Here is a 16843-nt window from a genome sequence, read left to right as displayed (position 1 = left end):
GCCTTGAATTCTGCCGTGTGCACCTTGCGTTTCTTTGCTTCACCCATTTGCTGTCATCCTTTCGCGGACAACAGCTTAAACTACCCCGTGGTCGCTGTCTCAAAAGGTGGATCCACTATAAAGTGCACATGCATCTGTGCCACCAGAGTATCGAGAACCCACAAGGGCGGAAATGAAGTCTCTGGGTTTCAAGTTCGCCGTTGAGAGAAACGATATTGTTTCTGGACTCGAGTGGCATTTCCCCAGACATGTGCACAACAGATTTTTCACGCTGTCTCCGCATACCACCACGATCCTGGTGAAAGACCTCAATGGCAAGCTGATTGCTCGAACCGAGAATTGGTTGGCCGATAGCCCGTTCAGGTCAACGAGTACTTCGTATGATCATCATGTATCGGACGTTTCGGTAACGGTGACATACGCATGCGGAAAAGACAGTGAGAAGGGATGCTATGGCGCTACGACATATACTATTCCGTCTGTTTCTAAATTTATTCTTGCCAACCCAGATGCTGTGAACCTAAAACCTAAATGCCAGAAGATTACGGACCTCATTATCGATTGCACAAAGTATGAGAGCGAGGAACATCCTTGAATTACGCCAATTAGCCGGACCTTCGGGTATCCAAGTGATTCGGCGCTGTCCGAAAGAAGAAAGTCAGCCGGGCGCGCGGGCCCGGCCGTTGCGACGCTCAGGCGGCGGGGTGGGGCGAACCGGCCGGGGGCACACCTTCCTGGTCTACCACCCCGGCAGGCTTGCTGCCATCGTCATGATGGAAAGGCGCGAACCAGGTGGCCAGGAAGGACGGGATGGTCGCCACCATCACGAAGGTGAAGTAGCCGATGTAGCCCATCATTTCCTGCAGATGGCCGCTCACCACGCCGGTCACCATGCCGCACAGTCCCATCAGGCCGGTGCCGAAGGCGTAGTGGGTGGTGGTGTACTTGCCCGGGGCCAGCTGCTGCATCAGGTAGATCATGAAGCCCACGGCGCCGAAGCCGAAGAAGAACTTCTCGATGACGACGCCGGCCGTGATGGCCAGCAGGCTGTCCGGCAGGTAGATGCTCATCAGGAGGAAGGTCACGTTCGGGATGTTCACCGCACAGCACAGCACGAACAGGGTCGACTTCAGGCCGCGCCGCGCCACGTACCAGCCGCCCAGCAGGGAGCCGAGCAGCACCGCGGCCAGGCCGTAGGTGCCGTAGATCAGGCCGAGCATCTCGTTCGACAGTCCCAGCCCGCCTTTCGACGCCGGATCGACCATGAAGAAGGGGCCGATCTTCTCCAGGAAGCCGATGCTGAGCCGGAACAGGAAGGCGAAGGCGATCATCTTCCAGATGTCGCGCTTCTGGAACAGGGTGACGAAGGCATCCACCAGGATGCGGCCGGCGTCGCGTACGCTCGACGGTGTATCGGCGGCGCGCGCGCCTTCCGGCATCGCGCGCGCATGCCACAGCGCCATCAATAGGGTGATGGCGGCGACCAGGAAGAAGATGATGCGCCAGGACTCGACCCAGTCCGGCCCAAACACCTTGGGGTCGTGGCCGAACACGTTGCTGTGCAGGTAGCCGCTGAGGTACACCATGCCGCCCGCCGCGACGATCGGGCCGATGTTCCAGGAGAGGCTCTGGATGCCGCAATACAGCGACTGGGCGCGCGCGTCGAGCGAGGTGACGTAGACGCCGTCGCTGGCGATGTCCTGGGTGGCGCCGATGAAGGAGAGCGCAAAGAACAGCGCCATCAGGATGCCCATGTAGCCGGGCAGTCCCAGCGCCAGGCCGACGCCGGCGAAGCCCAGGCCGATCGCCGCCTGCGCGCACAGCACGAAGAACTTCTTGGTGCGGTACATCTCGACGAAAGGCGCGAACAGCGGCTTGACGGTGTAGGCCAGGATCAGGAGGCTGGAATACTGCGCCGCCCGGCCGTTGTCCATGCCAAGGTTCTTGAACATGATGGCGGTGACGCTGGTGAGCATCACATAGCCGAGCGCCATCGTGAAGTAGCCGCTCGGCACCCACAGCAATGGGTGGCGGCTGCGTTCAAGCGTGGCCATGGCGCACCTCCATCGCCGCCGGCGGCATGCTCGTGGCCGGGCGCTGCGCGTCCAGGTGCTGCGCCAGCATGGCGGCCGCCCCGCCCAGGGCCGGGTAGGGCGCGTGGATCACGAAGCAGGGAATGCGCGCCGCGAAGCGCGAGAAGCGTCCCTTGTTGTCGAAGCGGGCGCGAAAAGGAGAGCGCGCGAACCATTCGCCCAGGCGCGGCACCACGCCGCCGCCGATATAGATGCCGCCGCGCGCGCACAGGGTCACGGCCAGGTTGGCGGCCACGGTGCCGAGCATGGCGCAGAACGCGTCCAGGGTCTCGGCGCACAGCGGGTCGCCGCCCGCCAGGGCGCGCTCGACGATGGCGGCCGGCGCGAGCGGCGCGGGCGCGAGGCCGGCGCGCGCGCGCAGCGCGTCGTGGATCAAGGCGATCCCCGGGCCCGAGACCAGGCGCTCGGCGGAGACGTGCTCCCAGCGCTGCCAGCAATAGGCCAGGATATCCTGCTCGCGTCGGTCGCCGGGTGAAAAGGCCACGTGGCCGCCTTCGCTTTGCAGCACGGTCCAGCGTCCGTGCGTGGGGAGCAATCCGGCCATGCCCAGGCCGGTGCCCGGGCCGACCACGCCGATCACGCCGTCGAGCGCCGGCGCGCCGCCGCCCACCTGCACCAGGTCGGAGGCAGCCAGTTGCGGCACCGCCATCGCCAGCGCGGCGAAATCGTTTACCGCCAGCAGGGTGTCCAGTCCCAGTTCGGCGCGCGCCGCCTGCAGCGAGAATTCCCAGGCGTGGTTGGTCATCTTGACGTGGTCGCCCTCGACCGGATTGGCGATGGCGATCACCGCATGGCGCACGCGCCCGGCCGCGCCGGCATGGCGCGCCAGGTAAGTGCGCGCCGCGTCCTGGAAGCGCGGGTAGGCGGCGCAGGGCAGTGTGTCGGCGTCCTCGATCCATCCGGGGCCGCGCTCGAGGGCGAAGCGCGCGTTGGTGCCGCCGATGTCGGCCACCAGGCGCGGTCCGTCCCGGTATTGTTCTTCGCTCATGTGTCTCCTCCGTGTCGCTTTTTTATGTGCGTGCCGGGCTCATGCGGCCCGGCGCTGCCCGCGCTGGGCGGCGACGAAGTCGCGGTACCAGTGCGCGCTGGCTTTCGGGATGCGCTGCTGGGTCGCATAGTCGACGTAGTAGATCCCGAAGCGCTTGGCGTAGCCCGAATTCCACTCGAAGTTGTCCATCAGGCTCCACATGAAGTAGCCGCGCACGTCGACCCCGAGGTCCATCGCTTCCTTCAGGGCCGCGAGATGCTGCTCGACGAAGCGGATCCGCAGCGAATCGTTCACCTGGCCGGCTTCGAGGCGGTCGGGCGAAGCCATGCCGTTCTCGGTAATGTAGATGGGCGGCAGAGTATATTCGCCCTTGAGCTTCACCAGCAACTCGGTCAGGCCCTGCGGGTAGATCTCCCAGCCCATGTCGGTGGTGCCCAGCAGCGCCGGCGCGCTGCGTGGCGGCGTCTCGGCGCTGGCGTAGTGGCGGAAATAGTAGTTCACGCCCAGGAAGTCGAGCGGTCCCTGAATGATCTCGAGGTCGCCCTCGAGCACCTGCGGGGCATCGGCACCATGCGCGCGCAGCGCCAGTTCCGGATAGCGGCCCTTGAAGATCGGGTCCATGAACCACTGCACCGACCGTGCCCATTCGAGTTCGGCCAGGGCGTGGTCGGCTTCGCTGGCGGTTGCCGGATCCGAGGTCCATTGGTTCAGCACGATGCCGAGCCTGGCGCGTGGCTTCAGCGCGCGCATGGCGCGCATCGCCAGGCCGTGCGAGAGCAGCAGGTGGTGCGACACCTGGATCGCCTGCCGCGCGTCGCGCACGCCGGGGGCGAACTGGGCGTTGCCGTAGCCGAGGTTGGCGGTGCACCAGGGCTCGTTGTGGGTCGCGATGCTGGCCAGGCGGTGGCCGAAGCGGCGGGTCACCTCTGCCGCGTAGTCGGCGAAGCGGTAGGCGGTGTCGCGCGCCAGCCAGCCCCCTTCGTCCTGCAGGCCCTGCGGCAGGTCCCAATGGTACAGGGTCAGGTGCGCGCTGATGCCTTTCTCGTCCAGCGCGTCCAGCAGGCGCGCGTAGAAATCGAATCCCTGTTCGTTCCATGCGCCCTTGCCGTCGGGTTGCACGCGCGACCAGGCCATCGAAAAGCGGTAGGCGTCCACGCCCAGGCCGGCCATCAGGGCGACGTCCTCGCGGTAGCGGTGGTAGTGGTCGCAGGCGACGTCGCCGTTGCTGCCGTCCTTGATGTTGGCGGACTGGCGCGAGAAGGTATCCCAGATCGAAGGGCCCTTGCCGTCGAGGTCGGCGGCCCCTTCGATCTGGAAGGCGCTGGTGGCGACACCCCAGGTGAAGTCGGGAGGGAAGTGCATGGAGTCGGTCATGGCGGATGAAGGTGGTGGTTGGCGGCGGGGTGCGGCGGCGTGCTTGCGCCGCCTTCGAACCATTCTATGAAATCGATTTCATAATATGCGTGCGCCGGAGCGGGTGTCAACGACATTTTGGCGGGCGGTGGCGCAGTTGCTGCTGCTATACTGGCAATTTTCCACCCAGGCCACGGCGCCGAGCTGTCGTTGCGGCCCATTCCATGCATGAGTAAAGCATCCGACAGGCCGACGGCCACCGTCCATGAAGTCGCCCGCGTGGCCGGGGTGTCGGCAGCCACCGTGTCGCGCCTGCTGAACGGCACCGCCAAGGTTTCCGACGACAAGCGCCAGGCGATCGAACAGGCGATCGAACGGCTGAACTACAAGCCGAACGTGCTGGCCCAGAACCTCAAGACCGGCAGCTCGCGCACCATCGGCATCCTGACCCAGTCGCTGGCCTCCGGCTACTTCGCCGACGCGATGGCCGGCGTCGACGAAGCGCTGCAGGGCACCGGCTACGCGCCGCTGATCGTGTCCGGCCACTGGCATGCGGACGAGGAGGCGGAGCGGATCGAACTGCTGATCGCGCGCCGGGTCGACGGCCTGGTGATCCTGAGCGGGAACCTGAAGGACGAACGGATCCTGGCGCTGTCGAACCAGGTGCCGATCGTCGCCTTCGGGCGCGACCTGCAGGGTCCGCGCGCCTATGGCTTTTGCCTGGACAACTACCGCGGCGCCTGCGACGCGGTCGAGCACCTGGTGGAGCACGGCCACCGCGACATCGCCTTCATCGCAGGCCCACCGGAGCACCGCGATGCGCTGGCGCGCCTGGCGGGCTACCGCGACACGCTGGCGAAACACCGGATCAAGGCGCAGCGCAAGCTGGTGCTGCCGGGCGACTTCTCGGAGTCCGGCGGGCTGCAGGCGGTCGAGCGCCTGATCGCATCAAACCAGCGCTTCACGGCCATCTTCGCGGCCAACGACCTGACCGCCTATGGCGCCCGGCTGGCCCTGTTCCGGCGCGGGATCGCCGTGCCGGAACAGGTGTCCGTGGTCGGCTTCGACGACCTGCACAGTTCGATGTACACGACGCCGCCCCTGACGACGGTGCGCCAGCCGCTGTTCGACGTCGGCCAGCGCCTCGGCCGGGCAATCCTGCGCATGATCCGCGGGCAGGCGCTCGAACTCGAAGTGCCCGAACCGACCCTGGTGGTGCGCGAGTCGGTGCGCGCGCTGTAGATACGCATGCCGGAACCGACCACCCTACGCCGGATGACGGGCGTCGGGAGGCCGGGCCGGCTCAGGCCTGGCGGTCCGGCATCGCGCGCATGGCGTCGGCGATCGCCTGGCGCAGCGGCTTGGCGCGCAGCTGGGCGTCGTAGGGGAGGGGACGCTGCGCCAGCTTGTCCTTGCGCGGCGCCTCGTCCCAGGTCTGCAGCCAGCTGATATGGTCGGCCATGCCCCACAGCAGGAAGTCTTTCAAGCGCGGATAGGACAGGGTCACGTCGAGGAACTCGCGCGCGGCCGCGGCCACCCCGGCGTCGCGCTTGGCGATGTCGGCGGGCAGCGCGCGGTCGTTGACGTCGAACTCGGTGATCAACAGGTCCAGGCCCATGGCCGTGGCTTCGTCCAGGAAGCGGCGCCACTCCAGCATGTCTTCGCGGCCGCGCTTCTTGCTCTCGTCCCAGGAGCCGATGTGGGCCTGCAGGCCGAGCGCGTGCACCGGGGTGCCGCGCCGTTTCAGCTCGGCCAGCATGTTCAGCACGCCGGCGCGATGCTTGGCGCTGCCGGAATCCTCGCGCATGTAGTCGTTGTAGACCAGTTGGGCGTGCGGTGCGTACTCGTGGGCCAGGCGGAAGGCCAGGTCGATCTGTTCGATCGCGCCGTCCGGCCCCGGAAACGCGCGGGTCAGGGCGTTCTGGCGCATCTTGCCGTCGGTGTGGTCGACCGCTTCGTTGACCACGTCCCAGCTCTTGATGCGGGTGCCGAAATGCCCGCACACCGTCTTGACGTGCTTGCGCATCAGCGCTTCGGCGCGTGCGCTGTCCTTGCCGAAGTCCGCTTTCGCGACCCAGGCCGGCAGCCAGCGCTCGGCCTGCCAGAACAGGTTGTGGCCGCGCATCGCCATGCCGCTCTTGTCGGCCCAGGCCAGCATCGCGTCCGCCGGGCCGAAGCGATAGGCGTCGCGGCTGGGCTCGAGCGCCTGCCACTTCATTTCATTTTCGGCGACGATGATGTCGCATTCGCGTTCAACCAGGGCGCGGTAGGCCGGGTCGCCGAACTGCTTGGGGCCGGCGCCCACCGCGGTGCCGAAGCGCAGGCCCTTGCGCCGCGCGATGTCTTTCAATGCCTCGCCGGCAGGGGCGGCGGCCAGCAGGGGAAGGCTGGTGGGCAGGAAGGCGGCGCCGGCCAGGGCCTGCAGCATGATGCGTCGTGTCGTCATGGTGTTTGGTGTCTCCGTGTTGTGATTGTGCTTCAGAAATGTTAGCGCAATCTTTTAAGGATTGAAATCGATTTCGGAGCGAACGCCGCATTTTCCGTGACATGGGGCGGGAGCCACTTTCCTCTTTGCGATTGTGCTAAGATAGCGCAAACAACAGGGTTGCAAGTCCAGACAGGGGTCCGCGAGAACATGAGTAAAGCCAACGTGAAAGCCATCCAGGACGATGTGGAGCGCCGCGGTCAGCCGACCATGGCCGACGTCGCCAAGCTGGCCGGGGTCTCGCCGATGACGGTGTCGCGCGTGATGAACGGCAAGGGCCTGGTGCGCGAGAGCACGCGGCGCAAGGTCGCCGAGGCGGTCGCGGCCCTCAACTACACCCCGAACCAGGAGGCGCGCAACCTGGCGGGCTCCAAGCCGATCCGCGTGGGGTTCCTGTACAGCAACCCGAGCGCCGCCTACCTCAGCGAATTCCTGGTCGGCCTGCTCAGCCAGTCCGGCCTGAACAACGTCCAGTTGTTCGTCGAGAAGTGCGAGGCCGGGCAGCACGAAGAAGAACAGACCCGGCGCCTGATCGGCAACGGCCTGGACGGCATCATCCTGCCGCCGCCGCTGTGCGACAGCGAGGCCGTGATCGCTTGCGTGGCCGAGGCCGACATCCCTGCCGTGGTGGTCGCCTGCGGCTCGCCGGACGAGCGCGTGGGCGCCGTCAGCATCGACGACTACGACGCCGCCTACCAGATGACGCGCCACCTGATCGCCCTCGGCCACCAGCGCATCGGCTTCATCGTCGGCCATCCGAACCAGACCGCCAGTGGACGCCGGCTGGCGGGCTACCGCGCGGCCATCGAAGAGAAGGGCGCCGACAAGTCCGACGAACTGGTGGTGCAGGGCATGTTCACCTACCGCTCCGGGCTGGATGCGGCGGAACACTTGCTGGCCCTCGAGGAGCGCCCGACCGCGATCTTCGCCAGCAACGACGACATGGCGGCGGCCGCCGTCGCCGTGGCCCACCGCCTGGGCCTGGACGTGCCGGGCGACCTGACCGTCACCGGCTTCGACGACTCGGCCCTGGCCACCACCATCTGGCCCGAACTGACCACCGTGCGCCAGCCGATCGCCGAGATGGCGCGCCAGGCGGTGCAATCGCTGGTGCGGCGCGTGCGCGGGTTGCGCGAAGGCGAGGAGGCGCTGCCGGAACGGGTGCCGATGGAGTTCGAGCTGGTGCGGCGCCAGTCCGACGCCGCCCCACGCATCCGCCCGCCGGCGCGGCTGCCCTCGGTCAAGGCCGGCGCCAAGGCGGCGCCCGCGGGCGCACGCCGCGGCCAGGCCGCCCGCTAACAGCGCGGCCCGGGGCCTGTCCCGGGTTGATCCCCTTGCGCACGCCGCGCCGTCCGGGCGCCGGCGTTTTCCACTTCCACGTCCGGTCGCTCGACACCATGCGCGCCGCCCCGGCGCGCTGGTCCGGCATCTCGCCGCCCCATCTCCACGGCCCTGCGCCCCGCCTCGTCATTCCCTGCTGGGATAGGTTCTTCATATTCTCCAAGTATTTGATTGACAGCCGATAATGCCGCCGTTTAGACTGGAATGGTTGCGGTAACATTTCTGTTATACGAATGTTTGAAAGCGTATGACGGCGCCGCGCGCCAGGCAGCCACCCGCCGTCCACGAGCGGGACACAACAACAAGCAGTGGAGACGAGATCAATGGGTATCAAACGCAGGGAATTCCTGGCCTCGGTGGGCAGCGTGGCCGGTATCGCGGGCCTGGGCAGCGTTCCGGCCCTTGCCGCCGCGGCCAAGGGCGGGCAGGGTACGCCGCTGTACAAGCGGGCCGGCGCCCCGACCGAGGCGCGGGTCGACGACCTGTTGCGGCGCATGACGCTGGAAGAAAAGATCGCGCAGATGCTATGCCTGTGGCAGAAGAAGCCGGGCGTGCAGAACCCGGACAGCAGCTTCTCGATCGAGAAGGCGCAGGCCGCCTACCCGAACGGCATGGGCATGCTGGCGCGCCCGTCCGACCGCCTGCTGGGGCGCGACGCCAACGTGGCCGGCAATTCCGGCGCCACCGCCAACCGCGGTCCGCGCGAAACCGCCGAGTACGTGAACGCGGTGCAGAAGTGGGCGCTGGAGCGCACCCGCCTGGGCATTCCGGTCCTGATGCACGAGGAAGCGCTGCATGGCTACACGGCGCGCGAGTCCACTTGCTTCCCGCAGGCGATCGGCCTGGCCTCGAGCTTCGACCCGGAGCTGGTGACGCGGGTGTTTTCGGTCGCGGCGCGCGAGATGCGTGCACGCGGCGCCAACCTGGCGCTGGCGCCGGTGGTCGACATCGCCCGCGACCCGCGCTGGGGCCGCATCGAGGAAACCTACGGCGAAGACCCCCACCTGTGCGGCGTGATGGGCAAGGCCGCGGTGATCGGCTTCTCGGGCGAGACCCTGCCGCTGGCCGCCGACAAGGTGCATGCCACCCTCAAGCACATGACCGGGCACGGCCAGCCCGAGAACGGCACCAACATCGGGCCGGCCCATGTCGGCGAGCGCACCCTGCGCGAGGATTTCTTCCCGCCTTTCGAAAAGATCGTCAAGGAGACGAAGATCGCGGCCGTGATGCCCTCGTATAACGAGATCGACGGCCTGCCATCGCACGCCAGCCGCTGGCTGCTGACCGACGTGCTGCGCAAGGAATGGGGCTTCCAGGGCGCCATCGTCTCGGACTACATGGGCGTGAACGAACTGGTCACGCGGCACAGCCTGGCGGCCAACGCCAAGGAGGCGGCGCTGCGCGCCGTCAAGGCCGGCGTCGACGTCGAGACCCCCGACCCTCTGGGCTACCTGAGCCTGGCCGAGCTGGTGCGCGAGAACCGCATTTCGGTCAAGGAGATCGACGCCGCGGTGCGCCGTATCCTGAAGCTGAAGTTCGACGCCGGCCTGTTCGAGAACCCCTATGTCGATCCCGCCCAGGCCGATGCCCTGACCGCCACCCCGGATGCGATCGCGCTGGCGCGCGAAGCGGCGCGCCGCAGCGCGGTGCTGCTCAAGAACAAGGTGGACGATCAAGGCGTGGGCCTGCTGCCGCTGCAGCCGAACCGGGTCGGCAAGCTGCTGCTGCTCGGCACCCACGCGAAGGACACCCCGATCGGCGGCTACTCGGACATTCCGCGCCACGTGGTATCGATCCACGAGGCGCTGGAGCAGGAAGCGCGCAGCCAGGGCTTCTCGTTCGCCTACCGCGAGGGCGTGCGCCTGACCGAGCAGCGCATCTGGGGCAAGGACGAGATCGAGTTCACCCGGCCGGAAGTCAATGCCCGCCTGATCGCCGACGCGGTGGAAGCGGCCAGGCAGGCCGACACCATCGTCATGGTCCTGGGCGACAACGAAATGACCGCGCGCGAAGCCTGGGCCGACAACCACCTGGGCGACCGCATCACGCTGGACCTGCTGGGCCAGCAGAACGACCTGGCGCGCGCCATCTTCGCACTGGGCAAGCCGACCGTGGTGGTGCTGCTCAACGGCCGCCCGCTCTCGGCCAAGCTGCTGGCCGAACGCGCCGATGCGCTGCTCGAATGCTGGTACCTGGGCCAGGAAACCGGCCATGCCGTGGCCGACCTGCTGTTCGGCCGCGCCAACCCGGGCGGCAAGCTGCCGGTGACGATCGCGCGCGACCCGGGCCAGCTGCCGATGTACTACAACCGCAAGCCGAGCACCCGGCGCGGCTACATCGACGGGGTCACGACGCCCTTGTTCCCGTTCGGCTACGGCTTGTCCTATACCCGCTTCGAGATCTCCCCACCGCGCCTGAGCCAGGCGCGCATCGGGGTGAACGGCAGCACCCGGGTCCAGGTGGAGGTGCGCAACGTGGGCAAGCTGCGCGGCGACGAAGTCGTGCAGCTCTACATCCGCGACGACGTCAGCTCGGTGACCCGGCCGCTGCTGGAGCTGAAGGGCTTCCGGCGCGTCACGCTCGAGCCGGGCGCCAGCAGCACCGTGGAATTCGACATCCAGCCGAGCGACCTGCGCTTCTTCAATACCGAGATGAAGCGCGTCGTCGAGCCGGGCACGTTCAGCATCTTCGTGGGACCGAACAGCGTGGACCTCAAGAAGGCGACCCTCACCGTGGCATAAGGAAAAGAGAACGATCATGACACAAGAAACCAATCTGTTGCCCGCCGACCTGGACCAGGCCTTGATGGTCGGGCGCGTCTGGCGCGCAGCCTCGGCCGACTGCCCGGTCGCCGGTCCCGCCGTCGTGGCGGTGCGCCGCGGGCGCCTGGTCGACATCACCCGGCACGCCGCCACGGTGGCCGAACTGTTCGAGCGCGACGACATGCTGGCGATCGTGCGCGGCGCCGAAGGCGAAGACCTGGGCGATGCGCTGGCGCTGGTGCGGTCGGCGGCGCGCGGCAGCCTTGACGGCAGCGTCAAGCTGCTCGCGCCCTGCGACCTGCAGGCGATCAAGGCCTGCGGCGTGACCTTCGCGGTCAGCCTGCTGGAACGCGTGATCGAAGAGCAGGCCAAGGGCGATCCCGGCCGCGCCGGCGAACTGCGCGCCCAGTTGCAGGCCTCGATCGGGACCAACCTGTCCCAGATCGAACCCGGCTCCGAGGCGGCCCTGCGCCTGAAAGAGGAGCTGGCCGGGCGCGGCCTGTGGTCGCAGTACATGGAAGTGGGCATCGGGCCCTACGCCGAAGTGTTCACCAAGTCGCAGCCGATGTCGGCGGTCGGCCACGGGGCCGCGGTCGGCCTGCACCCGGCTTCGCACTGGAACAACCCGGAACCGGAAATCGTGCTGGCGGTGAACAGCCGTGGACAGGTGGTGGGCGGCGCGCTCGGCAACGACGTCAACCTGCGCGACATCGAGGGGCGCAGCGCTCTGCTGCTGGGCAAGGCCAAGGACAACAACGGCTCCTGCGCGATCGGGCCCTTCATCCGCCTGTTCGATGGCGCCTTCTCGCTGGACGCCCTGCGCGAAGCCGAAGTGGGCATGCTGATCGAAGGCCTGGACGACGGCTTCACGCTGGAAGGCCGCAGCCGCATGCGCGAGATCAGCCGCGACCCGCTCGACCTGGTCGGCCAGACCTGGGGCGCCCACCACCAGTACCCGGACGGCTTCATGCTCTTCCTGGGCACGATGTTCTCGCCGATCAAGGACCGCGACGCGCCGGGCAAGGGCTTCACCCACCACCTGGGCGACCGCGTCAGCATCTCCACGCCTTCGCTCGGCACCCTGGTCAACACGGTCCAGCGCAGCGACGGCATCGAACCCTGGACCTTCGGCGTACGGGCCCTCTACAACAACCTGGCGCGGCGCGGCCTGCTGGCCGCCGCCGGCGCCCACTAGGCTGCACCTGCAAACGAGAACTTCATGTCTGACAATAAGAAACAAACATTCGCCTACGCGTCCTACGCCGACCTGGCGGGCAAGCGCGTGGTCGTCACCGGCGGCGGCAGCGGCATCGGCAGCGAGCTGACCGCGGCCTTTGCCCGCCAGGGCGCGCGCGTGGTCTTCCTCGACATCGCCGAGGAAGCCTCGCGCGAGCTCGAGGGCCGCCTGGCCGACGCCCAATACCCGCCCAGGTTCATGCGCTGCGACCTGACCGACCTGGACCAGCTCAAGGCCGTCTTCGCCGCCATCGAAGAGCAGCTGGGGGGCGTCGACATCCTGCTCAACAACGCGGCCAACGACGACCGCCACGAGATCGAGGACGTCACCCCGGAATACTGGGACAGCCGCATGAACGTGAACTTGCGCCACAAGTTCTTCTGCACCCAGGCCGTCCTGCCGGGCATGAAGGCGCGGCGCGACGGCGTGATCCTGAATTTCGGCTCGATCTCCTGGCACCTGCCGCACACCCAGCTGCACTTGTACATGACGGCCAAGGCCGGCATCGAGGGCATGACCCGCGCGCTGGCGCGCGAGGTCGGCAAGTACGGCATCCGCGCCAACACCGTGGTGCCGGGCGCGGTGCGCACGCCGCGCCAGCAGGCGCTGTGGCATACCGAGGAAGAAGAGGCGCGCATCCTGGCCGGCCAGTGCATGCCCGAGCGCGTCGAGATGGAGGACGTCGCGGCGCTGGCGCTGTTCCTGGCCTCGAGCAACGCGCGCCACTGCAGCGGCCGCGAATACTTCGTCGACGCGGGCTGGTACGGCGCATGAGCGGCCGCAACGACATCGCAAGCAGCCCGTCCTGCCTGTGGCAGGTCGGGGCGACGCTGGGCGAGGGCGTCCTGTGGGACGCAGGCAGCAGGCAGGTCTGGTTCGTCGACATCAAGGGGCGCCGCGTGCACCGCTGCGACGGCGACGGCGCCAACCAGCGCAGCTGGGAAGCGCCGGGCCAGGTCAGCTTCATCGTCCGCGCGTCAAGCGGCGGCATGGTCTGCTCGCTGGACGACGGCCTGTATCGCTTCAATGAAAACAGTGGCGCCTTCCAACCCTTGCTCGCGGTCGAAGCCGACCAGCCGGGCAACCGCTTCAACGACGGCCACGTCGATGCGGATGGCGCCCTGTGGTTCGGGTCGATGGACGACGCGGAAGAGCGGCCCAGCGGCGCGCTCTACCGCTTCGACGGCAGCGCCGCCGAACGCAAGGACGACGGCTACATCATCACCAACGGTCCAGCGCTCAGCCCCGACGGGCGCACCCTGTACCACACCGACACCCTGGACAAGCGCACCTACGCCTTCGACCGGGCGGCGGACGGCGGCCTGTCGAACAAGCGCCTGTTCGTGACGCTGACGGACGGCGGCTATCCGGACGGGATGGCCGTGGATGTGGAAGGCTGCGTGTGGATCGCGACCTTTGGCGGCTGGCGCATCGACCGCTTCGACGCGGCTGGCAACAAGCTCGGCGAAGTGCGCTTCCCTTGCGCCAACGTCACCAAGCTGGCCTTCGGCGGGCCGGACCTGCGCACGGTCTACGCCACCACGGCGCGCAAGGGCTTGTCGAAGGACGAACTGGCGGCGCAGCCACTGGCGGGCGGCCTGTTCAGCTTCCGCGTGGAGACGCCGGGACTGCCGCAGCAACTGCTGCGCCTGAAGGACTGAGAACATGAATCAAGACGATCACGCAAACAAGCAAGCAAAGCCACGGCGCTTCCGGTCGCAGGACTGGTTCGACAACGAAGACCGCATCGACATGACCGCGCTCTACCTGGAGCGCTTCATGAACTACGGGATCACTCCCGAAGAGCTGCGCTCGGGCAAGCCGATCATCGGCATCGCCCAGAGCGGCAGCGACATCGCGCCCTGCAACCGCATCCACCTGGACCTGGCCAAGCGCGTGCGCGACGGCATCCGCGACGCCGGCGGCATTCCGATGGAATTCCCGCTGCATCCGATCTTTGAAAACTGCCGCCGCCCGACCGCCGCGCTGGACCGCAACCTGGCCTACCTGGGCCTGGTCGAGATCCTGCATGGCTATCCGATCGACGCCGTGGTCTTGACCACCGGCTGCGACAAGACCACGCCGGCCCAGCTGATGGCCGCCAGCACGGTCGACATCCCCGCCATCGTGCTGTCGGGCGGGCCGATGCTGGACGGCTGGTTCGAAGGCGAGCTGGTGGGCTCGGGCGCGGCGATCTGGAAGGGCCGCCGGCGCCTGGCGGCCGGCGAGATCGACGAGGACAAGTTCATCCAGATCGCGACCGCCTCGGCGCCATCGAGCGGCCATTGCAACACCATGGGCACCGCCTCGACCATGAACGCGGTGGCCGAGGCGCTCGGCATGTCGCTGACCGGCTGCTCGGCGATTCCCGCACCCTACCGCGAGCGCGGCCAGATGGCCTACGAGACCGGCCGGCGCATCGTGGCGATGGCGCATGAAGACCTGCGTCCGTCGAGCATCCTGACGCGCGAGGCCTTCCTGGATGCGATCGTGGTCAACGCCGCGATCGGCGGATCGAGCAATGCCCAGCCCCACATCGTGGCGATGGCGCGCCACGCCGGCATCGAGATCCTGCCGTCGGACTGGATGGAGTATGGCTACGACGTGCCGCTGCTGCTCAACATGCAGCCGGCCGGAAAATACCTGGGCGAGCGCTTCCACCGCGCCGGCGGCGTGCCGGCCATCATGTGGGAGCTCGAGCAGCAGGGACTGCTGCGTTCGAAGCGTCCTACCGTAACCGGCCGCACGATGGCGGAAAACCTGGCAGGCAAGGAAAGCGCCGACCGCGAGATGATCCGGCCGTTTGCCGACCCGCTCAAGCACAGCGCCGGCTTCCTGGTGCTGAAGGGGAACCTGTTCGACTTCGCCATCATGAAAACCAGCGTGATTTCGCCCGCTTTCCGCGCACGCTATCTCTCGGAGCCTGGCGCGGAGAACCGCTTCGACTGCCGGGTGGTCGTGTTCGATGGCTCGGACGACTATCACCACCGCATCAACGACCCGAGCCTGGACATCGACGAGCGCACCATGCTGGTGATCCGCGGTTCGGGCCCGATCGGCTGGCCCGGCTCGGCCGAGGTGGTGAACATGCAGCCGCCCGATGCCTTGATCAAGCGCGGCATCATGGCGCTGCCGACCCTGGGCGACGGCCGCCAGTCCGGCACCTCGGACAGCCCGTCGATCCTGAATGCCTCGCCGGAGAGCGCGGCCGGGGGCAACCTGGCGCTGCTGCGTACCGGCGACATCGTGCGGGTGGACCTGAATGCCGGACGCTGCGACGTCCTGATCCCGGACGAGGAACTGGAAGCGCGCCGCAAGGACACGCCGCCCGCCATCCCGCCGGACCAGACGCCGTGGCAGCAGATCTACCGCGCCACCGTGGGCCAGCTGCATACCGGCGCCTGCATGGAGCTGGCGCTGCCTTACCGCGGCGTGGGCCACGACATGCCGCGCCATAACCACTGACGACGAAACGGGCTGGCGTTGCGGCGGGATTTTGATCAGAATGGCAGGAGCTGCCGCAGAGCCGCACCGTAAGGCAACACAAGAAGCATAAGAAATTCATAGGAGACGTAACAAATGAAAAAGATGATCAAGGCCGTCAGCCTGGCCTGCGCAATCCTGTCTACCTGCGGCGTGGGCGTGGCCCACGCGGATGCCACCAATCCCAAGATCGGCTTCTCGATCGACGACCTGCGCCTGGAGCGCTGGGCGCGCGACCGCGACTACTTCACCGCCGCGGCCCAGAAGCTGGGCGCCAAGGTGTACGTACAGTCGGCCGACGCCAGCGAGCAGCGCCAGATCGCCCAGATCGAGAACCTGATCTCGCGCGGCGTGGACGTCCTGGTGATCGTTCCCTACAACGCCACCGTGCTCAACAACGCCATCCGCGAGGCCAAGAAGGCCAAGATCAAGGTGGTCTCATACGACCGCCTGATCCTGAATGCCGACGTCGACGCCTATGTCTCCTTCGACAACAAGGCGGTCGGCGAACTGCAGGCGCAGTCGCTGGTGAACCTCAAGCCGAAGGGCAACTACTACCTGCTGGGCGGCGCCCCGACCGACAACAACGCCAAGATCCTGCGCGAAGGCCAGATGAAGGTGCTGCAGCCGCTGGTGGACAAGGGCGACATCAAGATCGTCGGCAAGCAGTGGGTCAGGGACTGGAGCGCATCGGAAGCCATGGCCATCGTCGAGAATGCGCTGACCGCGAGCGGCAACAAGATCGACGCCGTGGTCGCCTCCAACGACGGCACCGCCGGCGGCGCGATCCAGGCGCTGGCGGCGCAGAAGCTGGCCGGCAAGGTGGTGGTGTCGGGCCAGGATGCCGACCTGGCGGCGGTGCGCCGCGTGATCGCCGGCACCCAGACCATGACCGTCTACAAGCCGCTGCGCGCCCTGGCCGCGAATGCCGCCAGCGTCGCGGTGCAGCTGGTGCGCAACCAGAAGCCGGCCTACAACGCGCAGATGCACAACGGCGTCAAGAACGTCGACAGCCTGCTGCTCAAGCCGGTCCTGCTGAACAAGTCGAACGTCGACCTGCTCGTCTAGGACGGCTTCTACACCCAGGCGCAGCTGGCCGGC

12 protein-coding genes are annotated in these 16843 nt (G+C 67.4%); 8 read left to right on the top strand and 4 right to left on the bottom strand.

The window, feature by feature from the left end:
- Window positions 1-692: 692 nt before the first annotated feature.
- From ACK4S9_RS08970 to ACK4S9_RS08960, 3 genes are read right to left on the bottom strand one after another with little or no spacing between them, the layout of a single operon-like run.
- Complete coding sequence (locus ACK4S9_RS08970) at window positions 693-2054, bottom strand: MFS transporter (protein WP_409724406.1); 1362 nt, start codon at window positions 2052-2054, stop codon at window positions 693-695.
- The gene (locus ACK4S9_RS08965; protein ID WP_409724403.1) at window positions 2041-3081 is read right to left on the bottom strand and encodes a glucokinase; all 1041 of its coding nucleotides are present in this window, start codon (window positions 3079-3081) and stop codon (window positions 2041-2043) included. The genes ACK4S9_RS08970 and ACK4S9_RS08965 overlap by 14 nt, the downstream gene beginning before the upstream one ends.
- Before the next feature lie 39 nt (window positions 3082-3120).
- Entirely contained in the window at window positions 3121-4455 is a 1335-nt protein-coding gene (locus ACK4S9_RS08960; RefSeq protein WP_409724400.1) for a GH1 family beta-glucosidase, read from the bottom strand.
- Window positions 4456-4662: 207 nt separating this feature from the next.
- On the opposite strand from ACK4S9_RS08960, the gene ACK4S9_RS08955 reads away from it, so the two are divergent.
- Window positions 4663-5676: a LacI family DNA-binding transcriptional regulator gene (locus ACK4S9_RS08955; protein ID WP_409724397.1), complete on the top strand. Its 1014-nt coding sequence runs from the start codon at window positions 4663-4665 to the stop codon at window positions 5674-5676.
- 61 nt (window positions 5677-5737) lie between these two features.
- On the opposite strand, the gene ACK4S9_RS08950 is transcribed toward ACK4S9_RS08955, so the two are convergent.
- Complete coding sequence (locus ACK4S9_RS08950; protein ID WP_409724394.1) at window positions 5738-6880, bottom strand: endo-1,4-beta-xylanase; 1143 nt, start codon at window positions 6878-6880, stop codon at window positions 5738-5740.
- 189 nt (window positions 6881-7069) lie between these two features.
- On the opposite strand from ACK4S9_RS08950, the gene ACK4S9_RS08945 reads away from it, so the two are divergent.
- The 7 genes from ACK4S9_RS08945 (at window position 7070) to xylF (ending at window position 16810) form a co-directional block, all read left to right on the top strand.
- Window positions 7070-8218, top strand: a complete 1149-nt coding sequence (locus ACK4S9_RS08945) for a LacI family DNA-binding transcriptional regulator (RefSeq protein WP_409724391.1) — start codon at window positions 7070-7072, stop codon at window positions 8216-8218.
- A 365-nt stretch (window positions 8219-8583) separates the two neighbouring features.
- Window positions 8584-11001: a glycoside hydrolase family 3 N-terminal domain-containing protein gene (locus tag ACK4S9_RS08940; RefSeq protein WP_409724389.1), complete on the top strand. Its 2418-nt coding sequence runs from the start codon at window positions 8584-8586 to the stop codon at window positions 10999-11001.
- A gap of 16 nt (window positions 11002-11017) precedes the next feature.
- Window positions 11018-12217: a fumarylacetoacetate hydrolase family protein gene (locus ACK4S9_RS08935; RefSeq protein ID WP_409724386.1), complete on the top strand. Its 1200-nt coding sequence runs from the start codon at window positions 11018-11020 to the stop codon at window positions 12215-12217.
- A gap of 24 nt (window positions 12218-12241) precedes the next feature.
- On the top strand, window positions 12242-13033 hold the full coding sequence (locus ACK4S9_RS08930) for an SDR family NAD(P)-dependent oxidoreductase (protein WP_409724383.1): 792 nt from the start codon (window positions 12242-12244) through the stop codon (window positions 13031-13033).
- The gene (locus tag ACK4S9_RS08925; protein WP_409724380.1) at window positions 13030-13920 is read left to right on the top strand and encodes an SMP-30/gluconolactonase/LRE family protein; all 891 of its coding nucleotides are present in this window, start codon (window positions 13030-13032) and stop codon (window positions 13918-13920) included. The genes ACK4S9_RS08930 and ACK4S9_RS08925 overlap by 4 nt, the downstream gene beginning before the upstream one ends.
- A 4-nt stretch (window positions 13921-13924) precedes the next feature.
- Window positions 13925-15724, top strand: coding sequence for an IlvD/Edd family dehydratase (locus tag ACK4S9_RS08920; RefSeq protein ID WP_409724377.1), 1800 nt, complete (start codon window positions 13925-13927; stop codon window positions 15722-15724).
- A 114-nt stretch (window positions 15725-15838) separates the two neighbouring features.
- Window positions 15839-16810, top strand: coding sequence for a D-xylose ABC transporter substrate-binding protein (gene xylF / locus ACK4S9_RS08915; RefSeq protein ID WP_409724375.1), 972 nt, complete (start codon window positions 15839-15841; stop codon window positions 16808-16810).
- The last annotated feature ends 33 nt before the right edge of the window (window positions 16811-16843 follow it).

This window comes from Massilia sp., from assembly GCF_046293535.1.
Lineage (GTDB): Bacteria > Pseudomonadota > Gammaproteobacteria > Burkholderiales > Burkholderiaceae_D > Telluria.
Note: the sequence above shows the minus strand (reverse complement) of the source record. Positions and strands in the feature narration are given on the sequence as shown.